At 48.5% G+C, this 15,914-nt stretch carries 15 protein-coding genes; 6 read left to right on the top strand and 9 right to left on the bottom strand.

Features of this window, described 5'->3' with window-relative positions; all coding sequences use genetic code 11:
- Positions 1–381: 381 nt before the first annotated feature.
- A complete protein-coding gene (locus KNQ05_RS13510) occupies positions 382–966 on the bottom strand; it encodes a DedA family protein (protein ID WP_088836134.1) in 585 nt (194 codons plus the stop codon).
- Positions 967–1,268: 302 nt separating this feature from the next.
- On the opposite strand from KNQ05_RS13510, the gene KNQ05_RS13505 reads away from it, so the two are divergent.
- Both KNQ05_RS13505 and KNQ05_RS13500 read left to right on the top strand, forming a co-directional pair.
- Positions 1,269–2,480, top strand: coding sequence for a dicarboxylate/amino acid:cation symporter (locus KNQ05_RS13505; RefSeq protein ID WP_214805734.1), 1,212 nt, complete (start codon positions 1,269–1,271; stop codon positions 2,478–2,480).
- Positions 2,481–2,625: 145 nt separating this feature from the next.
- Complete coding sequence (locus KNQ05_RS13500) at positions 2,626–3,420, top strand: NUDIX domain-containing protein (RefSeq protein WP_088836132.1); 795 nt, start codon at positions 2,626–2,628, stop codon at positions 3,418–3,420.
- 359 nt (positions 3,421–3,779) lie between these two features.
- On the opposite strand, the gene KNQ05_RS13495 is transcribed toward KNQ05_RS13500, so the two are convergent.
- Positions 3,780–4,631, bottom strand: a complete 852-nt coding sequence (locus KNQ05_RS13495) for a VOC family protein (protein ID WP_088836131.1) — start codon at positions 4,629–4,631, stop codon at positions 3,780–3,782.
- A gap of 121 nt (positions 4,632–4,752) precedes the next feature.
- Between KNQ05_RS13495 and KNQ05_RS13490 the strand changes: the two genes are divergently transcribed.
- Positions 4,753–5,109, top strand: coding sequence for a winged helix-turn-helix transcriptional regulator (locus KNQ05_RS13490; protein WP_088836130.1), 357 nt, complete (start codon positions 4,753–4,755; stop codon positions 5,107–5,109).
- 172 nt (positions 5,110–5,281) lie between these two features.
- On the top strand, positions 5,282–6,055 hold the full coding sequence (locus KNQ05_RS13485) for a nucleotidyltransferase domain-containing protein (protein WP_214805730.1): 774 nt from the start codon (positions 5,282–5,284) through the stop codon (positions 6,053–6,055).
- 157 nt (positions 6,056–6,212) lie between these two features.
- On the opposite strand, the gene KNQ05_RS13480 is transcribed toward KNQ05_RS13485, so the two are convergent.
- On the bottom strand, positions 6,213–7,142 hold the full coding sequence (locus KNQ05_RS13480) for an NADP-dependent oxidoreductase (protein WP_214805727.1): 930 nt from the start codon (positions 7,140–7,142) through the stop codon (positions 6,213–6,215).
- A gap of 104 nt (positions 7,143–7,246) precedes the next feature.
- A complete protein-coding gene (locus KNQ05_RS13475; protein WP_251132521.1) occupies positions 7,247–8,743 on the bottom strand; it encodes a methyl-accepting chemotaxis protein in 1,497 nt (498 codons plus the stop codon).
- A 124-nt stretch (positions 8,744–8,867) separates the two neighbouring features.
- On the opposite strand from KNQ05_RS13475, the gene crcB (KNQ05_RS13470) reads away from it, so the two are divergent.
- A complete protein-coding gene (gene crcB, locus KNQ05_RS13470; RefSeq protein WP_088836126.1) occupies positions 8,868–9,272 on the top strand; it encodes a fluoride efflux transporter CrcB in 405 nt (134 codons plus the stop codon).
- Positions 9,269–9,628 (top strand): fluoride efflux transporter CrcB, encoded by a 360-nt coding sequence (crcB, locus tag KNQ05_RS13465; RefSeq protein ID WP_088836125.1) that lies wholly within the window; start codon positions 9,269–9,271, stop codon positions 9,626–9,628. Before crcB (KNQ05_RS13470) ends, crcB (KNQ05_RS13465) begins: the two co-directional genes overlap by 4 nt.
- Positions 9,629–9,687: 59 nt before the next feature.
- Here crcB (KNQ05_RS13465) and KNQ05_RS13460 read toward each other — a convergent pair whose 3' ends face one another.
- The 5 genes from KNQ05_RS13460 to KNQ05_RS13440 all read right to left on the bottom strand — a co-directional run bounded on the left by KNQ05_RS13460 (position 9,688) and on the right by KNQ05_RS13440 (position 15,873).
- Positions 9,688–10,542 (bottom strand): DegV family protein, encoded by an 855-nt coding sequence (locus KNQ05_RS13460; protein ID WP_214805724.1) that lies wholly within the window; start codon positions 10,540–10,542, stop codon positions 9,688–9,690.
- Positions 10,543–10,612: 70 nt separating this feature from the next.
- Complete coding sequence (locus KNQ05_RS13455; protein WP_088836123.1) at positions 10,613–11,641, bottom strand: aldose epimerase family protein; 1,029 nt, start codon at positions 11,639–11,641, stop codon at positions 10,613–10,615.
- 178 nt (positions 11,642–11,819) lie between these two features.
- On the bottom strand, positions 11,820–13,514 hold the full coding sequence (locus tag KNQ05_RS13450) for a LytS/YhcK type 5TM receptor domain-containing protein (protein ID WP_214805721.1): 1,695 nt from the start codon (positions 13,512–13,514) through the stop codon (positions 11,820–11,822).
- A gap of 610 nt (positions 13,515–14,124) precedes the next feature.
- Positions 14,125–15,438 carry a hemolysin family protein gene (locus KNQ05_RS13445; RefSeq protein ID WP_088836121.1) on the bottom strand — a complete coding sequence of 438 codons (1,314 nt, stop codon included), beginning with the start codon at positions 15,436–15,438 and terminating at the stop codon, positions 14,125–14,127.
- 36 nt (positions 15,439–15,474) lie between these two features.
- The gene (locus KNQ05_RS13440; RefSeq protein ID WP_088836120.1) at positions 15,475–15,873 is read right to left on the bottom strand and encodes a MerR family transcriptional regulator; all 399 of its coding nucleotides are present in this window, start codon (positions 15,871–15,873) and stop codon (positions 15,475–15,477) included.
- Between the last annotated feature and the right edge of the window lie 41 nt (positions 15,874–15,914).

The raw sequence follows: 15,914 nt of genomic DNA, 5'->3' as shown, positions 1-15,914 counted from the left end.
ATGGACGGTACACCAGGTTCAATGCCGAACACAGGTAACGGCGGCATGAGCGACACAAGCAACAACGCAACAACAGGTGCACTCGCACTCTTCGGTCTTGCACTCGGTGCAGCTGGAATCGTCGTGGCACGCAAACGTCAAAACGCGTAAGTTCACTTAATCAACTTTATTCAAACGAAAGACACGTTCCGCATCGGCGAACGTGTCTTTCAGCGTTTAGACAAACGCTTATGAAGAGTGAACATGCGATATCGAGATGCAATTCGTTCGCGCTGCCCTGTCTCGCTCGAGGAAAGCAACGAAAAAAGACGCTTGATCTCCCGATAGCACTTTGTCTATCGTGTTTTAAGTTATTAGGAGAGTGCTCCCCCATGTTCTTGTTCACTCAGCGATTGCTTCTTCTTTCTCGAGGCGGTGTCGCCGTCTCGCATGTACGATGGAGGCACCCGCAATGATTAATATGACGGCAAGGATAATAAAAATCATACTCGGATTCGTCATAATCCATTCCCAAAGCTCCGACCATGTCACGGCTTGACCAATCCGAACGATGACAAATGTCCAAAGACCCGTATATAAACCGGCGGCTAAAAACGTCATCCCGAGGTATCGTGGAAGTGGGTATGCAAGCAATCCTGCAACATAATGGATGGGATGACGTACCCCTGGTAAAAAGAACGAGAGCCCGATCGCCCACAAACCACGACGATCTAAAATCTCTTCTGCCCGTGTCAAAAACTTTACTTTCATGAATTTCTTGATGAGTGGAATTTCACGGAAGAAACGGGCGAGTAAATAAAACCACGCGAAGGAAATGAAAAAAATTGGCCACGCAGCGAGCCATATGAGGACCGGATGTACCCCTTCTTTGATTCGTAACGCTGTATATCCCATCATCAAAACATCATCCGATAGCGGAGTAAACATGATTCCTCCGGCCAGGCGGACGAGTGCCATGATATCCATTAGTTCATCACTTCCTTTTTTCTCTATACAGAGAGTATGCCTGATTTTGACGTTTTTGAGTAATCTTTGTTCACAAAGTATTTTGAACGGAAAACTATTTTACCTTTTAATTTTTTCGTAAGTTGATGCAGACACGCACTGTAAAGTGGCTGTACTAAAGCGTTGAAGCGTTTATTGCATAAAATCATGCAACCGATTTCTATATTTCGAATAATCAGAATGATTAAAACGCTGTAGTAATGCCATTTTAGATGTGCGAAAATAGCTTCAATTCAGTTAGACAATTTCATTATTAAGAAAGGATGATTGGTTTGAAGTTTAAAATTGGTCTGCTCGGTCGTATTGTCATCGCCATCGCATTTGGAATTATAGTGGGTAGCCTCGTCACCGAACGCTTCGATTGGATCGTCCGTTCTTTCGTCACATTCAATGGGATTTTTGGTCAGTTCTTATCATTCGCTATACCCTTAATCATCCTTGGTTTCATCATTCCGGGTATCGGTGAACTTGGAAAAGGCGCTGGAAAGCTTGTCGGAATCACAGCTCTCATCGCTTATCTCTCGACAGTCATCGCCGGTTTACTCGCATATGGTACAGCAGTCAACTTGTTCCCGCGCATGCTCAGTGGTTCATTCGCAAACATGGAGAATCCGGAAGAAGCACTTTTAAAAGGCTTCATGGAAGTTGAAATTCCGCCTGTCTTCGGCGTCATGACAGCTCTTGTCATGGCCTTCGTCTTCGGAATCGGAATCGCAGCAACTAGAAGCAAACGTCTGCTTGAACTCTCGATTGATTTCCGTAGTATCATCGAACTGATTATCGGCAAAGTCATCATTCCATTACTCCCGTTCCACATCGCAGGAATTTTCATGAACATGACATATGCCGGTCAAGTCGCAGAAATTCTTTCTGTGTTCGCACTCGTTTTCGTCGTCATCCTCGTTCTTCACTTCGTGATGATCACATTACAATATACGATTGCCGGTATCGCCAATAAACAGAATCCGTTCCGTCTTTTGAAAACAATGATGCCTGCCTACTTCACAGCCATCGGAACACAATCTTCCGCAGCGACAATTCCTGTCACGCTACGGCAGACAAAAGCAAATGACACCGATGAAGAAGTCGCAAACTTCGTTGTTCCGCTTTGTGCGACCATCCACCTTGCGGGTTCGACGATCACGTTGACGTCAATCGTCATCGCGATTCTTTACTTGAACAACATGCCGGTCACGTTCGGTGCGATCTTCCCATTCATTCTCGCCCTCGGTGTGACGATGATTGCAGCACCAGGCGTTCCCGGTGGTGCCGTCATGGCCGCAACCGGCTTGTTCGTCTCCATGCTCGGCTTTGACCAGACCATGGTCAGCCTCGCGATTGCACTCTATATCGCACAAGACAGCTTCGGTACAGCAGCAAACGTCACAGGGGACGGTGCGATCGCGAAAATGGTCCACGCCATCAAACGCCATACATCAATCCTTGATGACAAAAAAGAACGAGATATCGCTTAATCCCAAAAACGGCTTCGCTCTCCGCGAAGTCGTTTTTTTTGTTGTTCTCGATTCGTTTGAAAAAGAAGGGAATCCGCTTACGATAAGAGAAGTGTAATAAAGAACCTGAACGTATATCTGCTTGTATGATAGAGGAGGAATTTTCATGTTACATCGCCGGAAGACCTATACGATTCGCCCGGAACGACTACAGGAATTTACCGAGTTCTTTCACACCTATCTCTTTCCCCTACAAATCAGTCACGGTGCCCGTCTCGTCGGTCGCTGGGTGACGGAATCGGAAGATGAAGTCATCGCCATTTGGGAATATCGCGATCGCGAGCACTATGAGCAAGTCGACCGTGATGTCCGCAACAGCGCCTTACGCAGGGAAGCGATGAAGAAACGCGCCCGCCTCGGGAAAAACCTCTACATCAAATCGACGGAAGATTTCATGACGGCGACAGGTGTCTACACACCACCCCGTGCAATCGTCAGCGTCACTGCCTACATCACGAACGATGCTGGTGAAGTCTTGCTTGTCCGCAACCTCCATCGTGGCGACACGTATGAGCTACCGGGCGGACAAGTCGAAAACAATGAATCGATTCTCGATGCCGTCAAACGTGAAGTCAAAGAAGAAGCCGGTGTTGACGTCACGATCGACGGCATTACCGGCATCTATCAAAATATATCAAGTCACATCATCTGCGTCGCCTTCCGCGGGACGTACGTCAGTGGTGAATTGCAAGCACAAGAAGGCGAGACGACGGACGTCGGCTTCTTCCCTGTCACGCGTGAGAACGTCGACACCTATATCAAACGTGAGCATTTCCAAATCCGTGCACTCGATGCGATGAATCCCGTTTACCTGCCGCATGCCCTCTATACCGTCCGACCGTATGAACTCGTCAGTCGTTACGATGGCAATGCCCCGTCTGCTTTATCCGGACAAAATTAACTGACAAAAATGGACCCTCTCCAATGAGAAGGTCCATTTAAGCGTGTAGACAAATTCTTATGAAGCGTGTACATGCGATATCGAGGAGCAATCCGTTCGCGCTACCCTGTCTGCATGACTAGATTTCTGTCACGATATTACTTGAAAAGCGTCACGTTTCGTTGACTCCTGCGGGAAAAAGTGCGTTCTTAACGCACTTTCAGAGGCAGGCAAGACCCTGCTCGTTGTCCGTGAGGATCAAGGAGCAACGGCTTGCGCCTCGCCCGAGGAAAGCAACGAAAACAGACGCTTATCTCCCGATGGCACTTTGTCTATAGCCTGAAATGGACCCTCTCTGTGATGAGAAGGTTCATTTTTCATTATTTCGTAACCAGTCGTGCCGTAATGCCGGCATCATCCGTGACGTACACCGCGTCTTCCGTCCGCTCTACTCGGTAGAGCGAAGCATCGATCGCAGCAACCGCTTTTTCTAACACGGATGCACTTGGATAAACGAGCGTCCAATAATCCAGTCCGACGGCGTCGCCCGGTGCCTTTGGCGCGTCCGCTCCTGCCCACAGGTTCATCCCGATGTGGTGATGATAACCACCCGCTGCAACAAATAAGGCTTTCATCCGTGACGCATCGGTCGCCACTTCAAAACCAAGCGTGTCGACATAAAAGGCGCGTCCGGCTTCGAGTGATTTGACATGGAAATGGACATGACCCATGACCGTATCTGCCGGCATTCCGTACCAGTCTTCTTCGCCTGCCTCAACGAGCATGCTTTGCCAATCGACGGGGTCTGTCGTCATCTTGACGTCCCCGTTCGCCTCATAAGACCATGTCTCCCGTGGACGATCGGCATAAATCTCAATCCCGTTCCCGTCCGGATCGGATAGATAAAACGCTTCACTGACGAGATGGTCGCCTTGACCAAGATCAACGTCATTTGAAATCAAGTTGCGGATGACGAAACCAAGTTCTTTTCGACTTGGCAATAAAATCGCGAAATGATACAGTCCCGCGACTGAATTGGGTGCGAGACGTCGTGCATCTTTCTGCTCCTCCAGCACGACGAGTGGTGTCATTTTCGCACCAAGCGTCGCCGTGTTCCCTGTCTGTTCGAGTACCGTTAGTCCGAGCAGGTCACGGTAAAATGAAATCGATTGGTCTAAATCCGTAATCCGTAAGCTGACCGGTCCGAGCGTAATCTCTGAATGGATTGTCATATTGTTATTCCTCCTGTACGTTCACTTCATAGGTTCATTATCCCCCGGAAGCAACGTGAACGGAAGTAGGCACAAAAAAGTGGTATAGTTTCTAAAAAGATACTACGAAGGAGGAACGATGATGCAAGAGACACCCATCTGTCGCGTCGAGACTGCACTCGAGATTTTGACGGGAAAATGGAAACCGTCGATTTTGCTCGAGCTCATTACTCACGGGACACTCCGCTTCAGTGAATTAAAACGACATCTACCGAACATCACCCAAAAGATGTTGACGGCTCAACTACGTGAACTTGAGCTAAATGATATCGTACACCGTGAAATCTACCAAGTCGTTCCACCCCGCGTCGAGTACTCCTTGACGGATTACGGGCGGACACTCATGCCAATCCTCAATGTGATGAACCATTGGGGCGAACAGCATGCCGTGCATATGGAACAAAAAGAACAAGAACAACATACAGCTTCTTTACGCTAAGGGTTTGAAACAGCTGATGATTTAAAGGGATGGCTTTTGAGTCAGGCCCTTTTTGTGTTGTTGATTTTTCTCTGCTCACTCGCTTTAGGAAATCAGTAAAAATGATAATGGAATAATCTCCCTTATTTCACGTATACTGAAGAAATAGACTGCTTGAAGGAGTGACTTACTTATGCACCAGCTATATGCCATCGAACAACTTACAGATCGGCTCAAACAGGATCCGACCGTTGAAGCGATTTTTTTGAAAGGCTCATTCGGTCGCGGCGAGGAAGATTTTCATTCCGACCTCGACCTCTACTGCCTCGTCGCAGAAGGGACTGTTTCGGAGTTCCTGCCTCGTCGTCTGGCGCACCTTGAAGCGTACCGGCCCGTCATTTGGCACGATGACATTTTCATCGTCGCCCCACAAATGATTGCGGTCTATGATGACTTGTTACATGTCGACCTATTTACCGTCACGACCACTTCGTTAAATCAAAAAGATGCCATCCGCGTCCTGTATGATCCAAAAAATCAGTTAGCACCGTTTATCGAAGAAACGTCTCTGACCCTGTCGCAGCAGGAATTCGAAGACGAGGCAATCGATGCCGTCTGGTTTTACTTCCAGTATCAAAAAGCCGCCGCTCGCGGCAACGGCTTATGGGCGGTCGAAATGTTACGCAGTGCGTTGACGAAGTTCGCAAAAGTCCTGTTGCACCACCATCTGCCGGAGCGGGCGCAACTCGGACTAAAGACGATTCCAGATTACTTACCGGACGACCAGCGTGTCCCGTTCGAGGCCGTTTATGACGTCCTCGTCCCGGCGACGCATCAAGAAGCAGGACGTCGCTATGTTGCGTTACTCGAGCAGGAACGCTCTTTTTTGCAGACGACATTACAGAATCAACCGGAGACACTCGTGTTACTCGACCGTCTCCTCCGCTCAACGTCTGTTTCCCGTTAAAAAGGAACCAGCTTTGTTGCCGAATATTACACTGCCTGCACACTAAAAACTCCCTTCGGATATTGAAGGGAGTTTTGTTTGCTGTTCCGGTTATCCTAACGTAAGATGACGTTTAGAAAATGCCCTGACTCAAAGTTCGAGTCAAGACGTTCCCACGTCATTTCACTTTAATGACGATTTTACCTTTCGCATGCCCTTCTTCTCCGTAATCATGGGCTTGTTTCGTATCCTCAAGATCAAAGATCCGGTCGACGACGGGTTTCAGTTCACCTTTTTCGACGGCTTCCGCAATTTTTTTCATCCGTTCGCCTGTCGGCTGCATGAAGACATATTCGACGCGTGCCTTCGCCTGTTTTGCTTCCTCTTCGTTCGGAGGCGTTGAAATCGAGACGAGCATTCCATTTTCTTTAAGCATGTTGTACAGTTTGCCCTGTCCGTCTCCCCCCATCGTATCGAAAACGAAATCAAGGTCACGCACGGTTTCTGCCGGATCTTGTTGTTTATAATCGATGACTTCGTCGGCTCCGAGTTCACTGACCCAATCGACGTTCGGGGTGCTCGTTGATGTGATGACATACAAGCCGTGTGCTTTCGCGAGCTGGATTGCGACCGTTCCGACCCCACCTGAACCGGCACCGATGAAAATCCGGTCACCTGGTTTCGCATCCATCACTTCGAACATGACTTGCCATGCCGTATGCGCAACGAGTGGCAATGATGCGGCCTCCTCGAAGCTCAGCGAGGCTGGCTTTTTGACGACGAGATGGGCATCGACCGCGACATACTCGGCATATGTGCCTTGACGGGCAATATCCGGGCGGCTGAAGACTTCATCTCCGACCTTCAAATCGGTCACGTTTGCTCCGACTTCTTTGATGACACCCGATACATCCCAGCCGATGACGAGCGGCATGTCGTAACTGAGCATCTCTTTTAAGTACCCTTCACGCAGTTTCCAGTCAACCGGATTGACACTCGCTGCATGAACTTCAATCAATACGTCATCTGCACCAATCGTCGGTTGCTCAATCTCTCCTACTTTGAACTCATCCGATCCACCATATTGTTCGATATACGCTGCTTTCATCTCATCGTCCTCCTTTAATTTGTTCATTCACCTTTACTATCTTCCCATTCTGCTTGTTCCACAAACGAAAAAGCACACCGCGTGTAGGGCGGTGTGCTTACTCGTTAACCTTCTTTTGTCGTTTCGCGGAGCGTCGATGCCGTCGCGTTCAACGCATGAATCGCGTGCTGTAAGTCACGAATCTGTTCGACTTGCGACCGGGTCAGACCTGATAATTGATCACTGCTCGTCAATAACAAATCCATGAAGGCATCCAGCTGTTCTGTCGCCTGCGTGATATCCGTCAAACTACTCGTAATCGTTGCGAATTGCTGACGGGCGCCACTAATCGCTTGGACCGAATCGGACGAGTCTGCCGCAATCGTCTGCAAGGCTTGCTGACTCCGCTGCATCCGTTCCTCTTGCTCACGGAGTAACGTCGTGCTCGCATTGATCGCACTTCCCGTATTCGTCACGTCACGTTCAACCCGTTCGATGATTTGATTGATTTCTTTTGATGCCTCTGCCGTTTGTGACGACAGGTTGCGAATTTCTTGTGCGACGACGGTGAACCCTTTTCCGAATTCCCCTGCCCGTGCAGCTTCGATTGAAGCATTTAAGCTCAGCAAATTCGTCTGCGTCGCGATTGCGTTGATGCTCGACGTGATCGTCACGATTTCTTGGAATCGTCCTGCGAGCTGACCGAATGATGTGACGGACTCACCCATGCTGACCGTCAATTGTTGGAGTGACTCGCCCGCTTCACTGATTGTCTCTTGACTGTTCTCTGCCGTGAGTTTTGAAGAAGAACTCCGCTCGAGAGCACGATCGACGGCTAATGTGACGTCAGCAATCGATTGGACGTTACTCTCATTCATTTGCCGAATTTGACGGACGGATGTCGCATTTTTCGCTGAGTTCGCGGCAAGCATCTTCATCGCGTCATCGATTTTTTCGAATGAGGATTTTGCCGTATCGACTGTTTCACTCATCTCTTCCGTGAACGTCGTCACGTCTGTCGCTGTTGCTGCGGATTGGGCAAGCGTCGTCCGAGAGACTTCTGCATACGTTTCCGCTTTTTCCTGTTGACGCTGAACTTCCGTCATGACATTGCGACCGAACACAGCAACAAAGACGGCTGCTGCAAAAATCATCAAGTAAATGACAAGCGCAACGATCAAGTCGAACAGATTCGTAAACTCAACCGTTCCGATGCTTGTAAACATGACAAGTTCGAGCAGACCGAGTACTCCCGCCATCACGACAATCCGGGGAATCAAGTAGACAATCGACATGACGAGATACAGATAGGCAATCGTCCAAATGCTCTGCGTCGGCAAAGTGACGAGGACGAGCGCCAGGACCAAATAGGTCAATGTGATTTGAATGTACTTCCCAATCGGGTGCTGCCCGAAAAATTGATTCCCGGCCAGTAATGCTATCGTCAAGATGATGCCACCGATCAAAAATTGATAAAAAGCTCGCATCGAGACATAATCCATCTGGGCAAAAATGAAAATCAACGGATGGGCGACTGTAATTAACGTTGGGATGAGGCGGGACAATATTTTAGTACTGAGCTGTTCGAGCGGTGACACCATCTGCAAAACTCCTTCTCTCATTCGTATACTCATCTATCGGTTTCAATGCGTGAGAGTTTTAGTGATTTGCCTATTTTACCCACTTGACGCCTTGATTCTGAACAGCGTATGTTGAAAATATGCTATAGGTAGAGGATGGGTGACAATGCTGTATGTTTTAGTCGGCTTCGCCGGTGTACTCGGTGCCTCGGCACGGTACGGTCTTAGTCTAACAATCGGTCAACTGGCGACAGGGACGTTTCCCGTCGCAACGGTCTGTATTAATCTTCTCGGCTGTTTCGTTTTAGGGTATGCCACACATTTTTTATTCCGTACAAATTTACTTCATCAATATGCGATGACGGCGCTCGGAACAGGCTTCATCGGCTCGTTCACGACATTCTCGACGTTTAGCGTCGAAGCGGTCACGTTACTGCGGACCGGTCTATATGGCTTCGCCGCACTTTATGTTCTCCTTAGTCTATTCGGCGGATTATTTTGTTCGTACCTCGGTTACGCGCTCGGGACGCGCCGTCTCCGGCAATTCGCGGCAAGGAGGGACAACACATGACACTGCTCGCACTCGGAATCGGTGCTTTTTTCGGTGCCATCAGTCGTTTTGCACTCAGCCAATGGGCGAAGACGTTTTGGACACGCGACTTCCCGCTCGCGACATTCATCGGTAATGTCAGCGGTTCTTTTTTACTCGGTCTCGTCATCGGTCTTCATCTCGATTCGACGTGGACGTTGTTTCTCGGGACGGGATTTCTCGGTTCGTTTACGACCTTTTCGACCTTTAAGCTCGAGACGCTCCAACTGCTCCAACATGAAAATAGACGGACACTCGCTCTTTACCTCGGGACAAGTTATGTCCTTGGCATCAGTGCAGCTTTTCTTGGTATCGTCTGTGCACTCGCAACAAACTAAAAAGCAGGTCTGCCTCGTCCGCTGAGCGGAGAAGGACAGACCTGCTTTATTTTTTTCATTTAATCATTCAACCAGAAAAGGCCGACTGTTTCTGCTCCGGCATGTGTTCCAATCGCTGGACCGAACGTCCCTTCAAGAATCGTCAATTCCGGAAACTTCGCTGCGACACTGCTCCGCAGATCGGCTGCCATGTCTGGCGCAAGCGTCGTCGCAACATAAATTCGGTTCTTATAGAATGTCTTCTGACGCATCGCATTTTCGATTTGTTTAATCATTTCGATATATGCTTTTTTAAGTGAACGTGCCTTTTTGAACGGAACGATTTTCCCCGCTTCGTCCGTCGTGATGATTGGCTTGATGTTGAGTAAGTTCGCGAGGAATAAATCTCCTGACGAAACCCGCCCACCGCGGCGCATCGTCTCCATGTTCCCGACGATCATATAAAAATGCGTCCGTTTCGATAAGTTCGTCAAAGCTGCTGTAATCTCTTCGACAGTCTTTCCTTGTGCTTCAAGATCCATCCCGTAACGAATGAACTCTTGTTGGTTTTCAAACGCAGTATGCGAATCGATGATATGGACTGGGAAACTTGCCGCTTCTGCAGCTGATGCAGAACTTTGGACCGTACTTGATAATCCATTCGTACAGTGCACAGCAATCGCACAATCATATCCTTCTTCTTTTAGGCGTTCATACGTACCGACGAACTCGCCGAAGATTGGTTGTGATGTCTTTGCGACCAACTTCTTGTCCGCATCAAGTGCGCGGAACAAACGCTCGACAGTGATCATGTCTTCGTTGTAGGCAGTATCCCCGAGCAAGATTTGAATCGGTACGACATTGACGCCGATTGCGTCTGCCTCTTCCTTTTTGAAATAGGCCATACTATCGGTCACCCATGCTATTTTAGTCATTTTCTTATGCCTCCGTTAGATTCTTCTCGCTTTATCCTACCACATACGAACTTAATATTCGCGAGAAACATCACTGTATTCGGCTAAATTGGAAGGTCGTCCGCTTTTGATACCGATCGCCCGCGCGTAAGACGACGGATGGGAAATCAGGTTGATTGATGGCGTCCGGCAGTCCTTGTGTCTCAAAACAGATGCCAAGGTAAGGCGTCGCGCGACGACCGGCAATCGTAAAGTCTCCCCCTAAATGGTTGCCCGTATAGACAACGACACCCGGTTGTTCTGTCACGACACGTAACGTCCGACCACTGACCGGTTCTTCGAGGACGATTTCGCCCCCCTCTTTCAGAAGGAAGGGATGATCGACTCCGCTTCCGACCTGACGGAGCGCTTCGTCAGGAGCATGCGTCACTTCGTATAACGGCCGCGCTGTCCGAAAATCAAAAACGGTTTCATGAACGGATAAAATTTCACCCGTCGGTAACGCGTCTTGATCGAGCGGGACATAGAATGGCGCATCCATCCGCAATCGGTGTTGCTCCACTGTCGTCTTCGCGTCTCCTGTTAAATTGAAATACGTATGGTTCGTCGGACTAAACGGTGTTGAAGCCGTCGTCGTCGCATCATACGTCAACGTCAATGCATCCTCATCCGTCCACTCGACCGTCAATCGCACATCGAGCTGTCCCGGATATCCATTCTCTCCATCCGGACTGACAAGTGACAAGTGAAGCAAATCGCCTTCAATCTCATGATCAAAAAAGCGATTCGACCAGTTGACACTCCCTCCATGTAAATGATGATCTCCTTCGTTTTGTTCGAGTAGGTAGTTCATCCCTTCGAGCGCGAAAGCCCCATTGGCGATTCGTCCCCCGACACGACCAATCGTCGCACCTAAATGATGGGGATCATCTAAATATTGGTCGAGCTCGTCAAATGCGAGAACGACATTCTCAATCTTCCCCTGCTTATCAGGTACACGAATCGCCGTGATTTTACCGCCGAGGTTCAACAGGTCGACACTGTGTCCCAATCGATTCATCAATGTAAAAGCGATGATCGGTCGTTCGCCGGATCGTCCGACTTCTTTTTTTGTAATCATCCGCTTCTTCCTCCTATATCTTATCGTTGCCTGCTTTCATTTTTACCCACCTTCTCCTAAAAAAAAACAACAGTACCCGCAAAAACGTCCCCTTTCTAAAAAACCGGACTCGACACCTGTCGAATCCGATTTTCACTTCAAGACGATTCCTGCTGATGCAGTCATATTGAGTTCTGAGTCAACCTTCCTCAACTACTGGTAGCGGCAAGGTTAGCACGACACGCGTTCCTTGGTTGAGACGAGAGTGAATCGTACACGTCGCGGCTTTTCCATACTTGATATCGAGCGTCCGTCGTAGTAAAAACAACGTGCTCGTCTCCGTCAAAGCATCTTCTTCGAGCCGTCGTTTCACATCTGGTCCGATTCCGACGCCGTTATCGCTGACTTCTAAGACAAGATCGTTCTCCTGACGAAAAGCACGCACGTTAATTTGTGAACGACGACCGACTTTCGAAAACGCATGCCGTAACGCATTGTCGACTAACTTCGTTAACAGGAATGGCATGATGAGCGTCTCCTCAATCGCCGTCTCGACATCTAAATCAATCGTGATATCCGCATGGGTCAACTGATTTTGACGTCGCCTTGTCCCTTCGAGAGCGAGATAGGCTTTTAAGGTTGTGATTTCGTCACGAAGTGGATGATCTTCGACCCAGCGTGCTGCCGTCAATAGTTGGAGCAAAGAGCCTAGCTGTTGTTTGACCGGCGTCCCCGGATCAGCCGTCTGATGGATTTCGTCCACGATTCCCCGTAAATAATTCGGATGGAGGAACGGTTTCATTTTAGGGAGCGAGCGTTTTTCGAGTTGCTCTTCTCGATACGTCACGAGCTCACGCGCAAACAGCTGAACGAGTTGTTCCGTCGTCTGTTCAATCGTGTCATCAAACAAATGACTCGGAAAATAACATACGATACCGGCCTTGTCTCCATCCATCTGTAAGGGATGAAACGATAGAATTTGGTTTGTCGTCCGGTCTTCGACTTGTAACGGAACCGCTTCTTCAATCCAACGTTGTACATTCGGTTGAAATCTGCCGCCGTACACAGGTGTTTCCCCCGCTTCAATATCGACGAGCACTTTTGCAGGTCCAAGTAAGACGACACGGTCAATTTTAGTTTCTTCCAAAATGGTCGTGCCAATCTGACAGGCGACGTCTGCTGTCATGCCTTCTTTTCGAAGTGGACGGATGACAGCCAACAATCGAGAGGAACGGGCACTTTCGCGAACAAACAATTCCTTTTCGAATCGGAGTTGCGTCCGTAAGATGACGATGAAGACGATAATCCCGATCGTGTTTGCAAACAGCATCGGGAAGACCGCCTGACTCGCAATCACGATGAGTTCCGACGGATCATCCGCGAGCAAGATGGCCAATCCTAAATCAAGGATAACCATACTCATGACGAGAGCGATCGGTTGTAATAATGTATATTTATCTTTCAAGCGCCAGCGACGACTGTAGAGACCACTGAGAGTACCGGCAACGACGGCGATGAACCATCCTGTCTCTGCTCCCATCGAACCGAGCAAAAAACGATGAAACCCAACAAGGAGACCCGTCAGTCCACCGACGAAGGGACCACCGAGCAGTCCACTCGTGACGATAATCGTTAGACGCGTATCAATCAATAATTGATCATCGGTCACTGCAAGTCCAAGCAACGGATCAATCGTTTGATTCGAGGAGACGGCAACTCCGGCATAGTTCATCAAAATACCCGAGACGACGAATATGCTGAGCAAGGCGAGTCGACGCGAGCGACTCGTCGATGTTTTAAAGACGTGCCGTGACGTTCGCCACTGCGACAATAAAAATGCTAGCAACGCCAGCATACCAAGCCGGCTGAGTAAAAACGGGATTAAGTCTAACACAAGGTTCCTCCCTCTAGTGAACGACACGATGAATTCTCTTTTTAGTAGTATTCAAGCCGACACGACGATTTCCCTACTTCCCGATCCGTTATTCACACACTGATATGATTTCTGAAAAATTGATTCCCGCAGCAACAAAAAAATCCCCTTGGTGATTTCAAGAGGATTTTAGACTGTAGACAAACTCTTATGAAACGCAAAAATGTGATATCGAGAAGTAATCAGTTCGCGCTTCCCTGTCTCGCCTCGTCTTCAAAGCGGCAATCTTCCGCGCCGCTACAGCAAAGCTGCAGGGTCGCGACCGATTGCTTTTCGCGGTTCTAAAGCGATTCGAGACGGATTGCGCTATAAACCATCTGCATGCCCGGCTTTCCGTCACGATGTTACCTAAAAAGCGTCACGTTTCGTTGACTCCTACGGGAAAAAGTGCGTTTTTAACGCACTTTCAGAGGCAGGCAAGACCCTGCTCGTCGGCCGTGAGGACCAAGGAGCAACGGCTTGCGCCTCGCCCGAGGAAAGCAACGAAAAAAGACACTTTTATCTTCCGATATCACGTTGTCTACACGCTAAAATCCCCTTGATTGGCTCAAGAGGATTTTGCATGTTGTTCTTATTCTGCTTTTTCGAGCGGGTGCAACCACAGTTTGATTTGATTGATTTGATAGTTCTCCATTTCCATCACTTCGACAGAGAACGTCTCTGTATCGATATGTTCGCCTGGCTGCAGATCGATGTTGTGCATCTGAATCCAGCCACCGATCGTATCGACATCTTCATCGTTCGTAAACCGCAGACCGAAACGTTCTTCCAAATCTTCTAGTAAGACCGTTCCTGCGACGAGATATTCGTTGTTCGGCAACTCTTGAATTTCTTCGACTTCATCCGTATCAAATTCGTCACGGATTTCACCGACGATTTCCTCAAGTAAATCTTCCATCGAGACGATTCCCGCCGTACCGCCATATTCGTCTACGACGAGGACGATATGTGAACGGGTTTCTTTCATTTTTCGTAACGTATCCTGAAGCGACGTCGATTCTGAGACGACCGGTAAATCCTTCAAGTAATGTGTGACCGGATATTCATGTCCGTTCGCGAAATCTGTCAAGACTTCTTTGACGTTGATATAGCCAAGAATACGGTCTTTATCATTTTCTTCCGTTACCGGGTAACGGGTAAACGGATTGTCCATGAAAATTTCCATCAGCTCCGCTTTTGAGAGACGCTCTGAGATCGTCGCCATCCGCATCCGCGGGACCATCAAATCTTTGACGACGTGCTCGTCAAAAGCAAAAACATTTTGCATCAAGGCAAGTTCCGTTTGGTTGATTTCACCACTTTGGAAGCTCTGTGCCATGATGATTTTCAACTCATCTTCTGAGTGGGCTTGTTCGTGTCCAGCAGGTTTCACACCGAAAAGTCCAAGGAACAGACGTGCCGATCCATTGAGTAACCAAATGAACGGGTACATGATTTTTCCGAAAATGAACAAGGGACGTGCGAAAATCAAAGTCATTTTTTCCGCATACTGGATGGCAAGCGTTTTTGGCGCAAGCTCCCCGATGACGACGTGTAAAAATGTCACGGAAATGAAGGCGATTCCGAACGATAAGAGTGTCGAGACGGCAGCCGAGACGCCGAATTCGTCAAAGACAGGATGGAGAATCTTTTCGACGGTCGGCTCTCCGAGCGCCCCGAGTCCAAGTGCTGTCACCGTGATCCCAAGCTGACAGGCAGACAAGTAATAATCGAGATCACCGGCGATTTTTTTAGCAAGAATCGCACTCTTATTGCCTTCTTGAATCATTTGGTCGAGACGCGACATCCGAACCTTAACGACCGCAAACTCTGACCCGACGAAAAACGCTGTTAACACAATCAACAACACCACTAAAAATAAATTGATGAAAAGTATAGTATCCAAAATCCCCTAAAAAGGGGTCACCTCCAGTTATTAGTTTTACAGCTGGGCGATCAACGATGCAATCAAAGTGAGGCGACGCGATAACTCAAGACGAATCTCTTGTTTTTCGAACTCTGTCGATTCGAGCAGACGTCGCTCTAACCCTTTGACCGTATCTTGAAGCTGCTGTACTTCTTGATAAATGACATCTCCCGTTTTTTCTTCCCGTTCCGTAAATGAAGCAAGAATCTCTTGTAAAGAAAGCCGCTGTGTCTTTAAATATTCAATCTTTTGGACTTGATGGACGACATCTTCCGGATACAACCGGTAACCTGCCGCCGTTCGTTCTGACGTTAAGAGACCGAGCGACGTGTAATAGTCAATCGTCCGTTTTGATAAGCCGGTGGTCTCCGCGACCTGACCGATTTTAAGTAGCGCCTTCCCAAAGATTCTCACCCCCTTTCACAGCAATTTGTATTTTTATCATAGCATGTCAA

The organism is Exiguobacterium sp. s125, from assembly GCF_018618605.1.
Classification (GTDB): domain Bacteria; phylum Bacillota; class Bacilli; order Exiguobacteriales; family Exiguobacteriaceae; genus Exiguobacterium_A; species Exiguobacterium_A oxidotolerans.
This window is presented reverse-complemented; position numbering and strand designations above follow the sequence as displayed.

Coding starts and splice junctions, on each gene's coding strand:
- KNQ05_RS13495 (WP_088836131.1), bottom strand. CDS start 4,631: ATGACAATCCATTCAGAGATTACGCTCGGACCGGTCAGCTTACGGATT.
- KNQ05_RS13490 (WP_088836130.1), top strand. CDS start 4,753: ATGCAAGAGACACCCATCTGTCGCGTCGAGACTGCACTCGAGATTTTG.
- KNQ05_RS13485 (WP_214805730.1), top strand. CDS start 5,282: ATGCACCAGCTATATGCCATCGAACAACTTACAGATCGGCTCAAACAG.
- KNQ05_RS13510 (WP_088836134.1), bottom strand. CDS start 966: ATGGATATCATGGCACTCGTCCGCCTGGCCGGAGGAATCATGTTTACT.
- KNQ05_RS13455 (WP_088836123.1), bottom strand. CDS start 11,641: ATGATTACAAAAAAAGAAGTCGGACGATCCGGCGAACGACCGATCATC.
- KNQ05_RS13460 (WP_214805724.1), bottom strand. CDS start 10,542: ATGACTAAAATAGCATGGGTGACCGATAGTATGGCCTATTTCAAAAAG.
- KNQ05_RS13500 (WP_088836132.1), top strand. CDS start 2,626: ATGTTACATCGCCGGAAGACCTATACGATTCGCCCGGAACGACTACAG.
- crcB (WP_088836125.1), top strand. CDS start 9,269: ATGACACTGCTCGCACTCGGAATCGGTGCTTTTTTCGGTGCCATCAGT.
- KNQ05_RS13475 (WP_251132521.1), bottom strand. CDS start 8,743: ATGAGAGAAGGAGTTTTGCAGATGGTGTCACCGCTCGAACAGCTCAGT.
- KNQ05_RS13505 (WP_214805734.1), top strand. CDS start 1,269: ATGATTGGTTTGAAGTTTAAAATTGGTCTGCTCGGTCGTATTGTCATC.
- crcB (WP_088836126.1), top strand. CDS start 8,868: ATGCTGTATGTTTTAGTCGGCTTCGCCGGTGTACTCGGTGCCTCGGCA.
- KNQ05_RS13480 (WP_214805727.1), bottom strand. CDS start 7,142: ATGAAAGCAGCGTATATCGAACAATATGGTGGATCGGATGAGTTCAAA.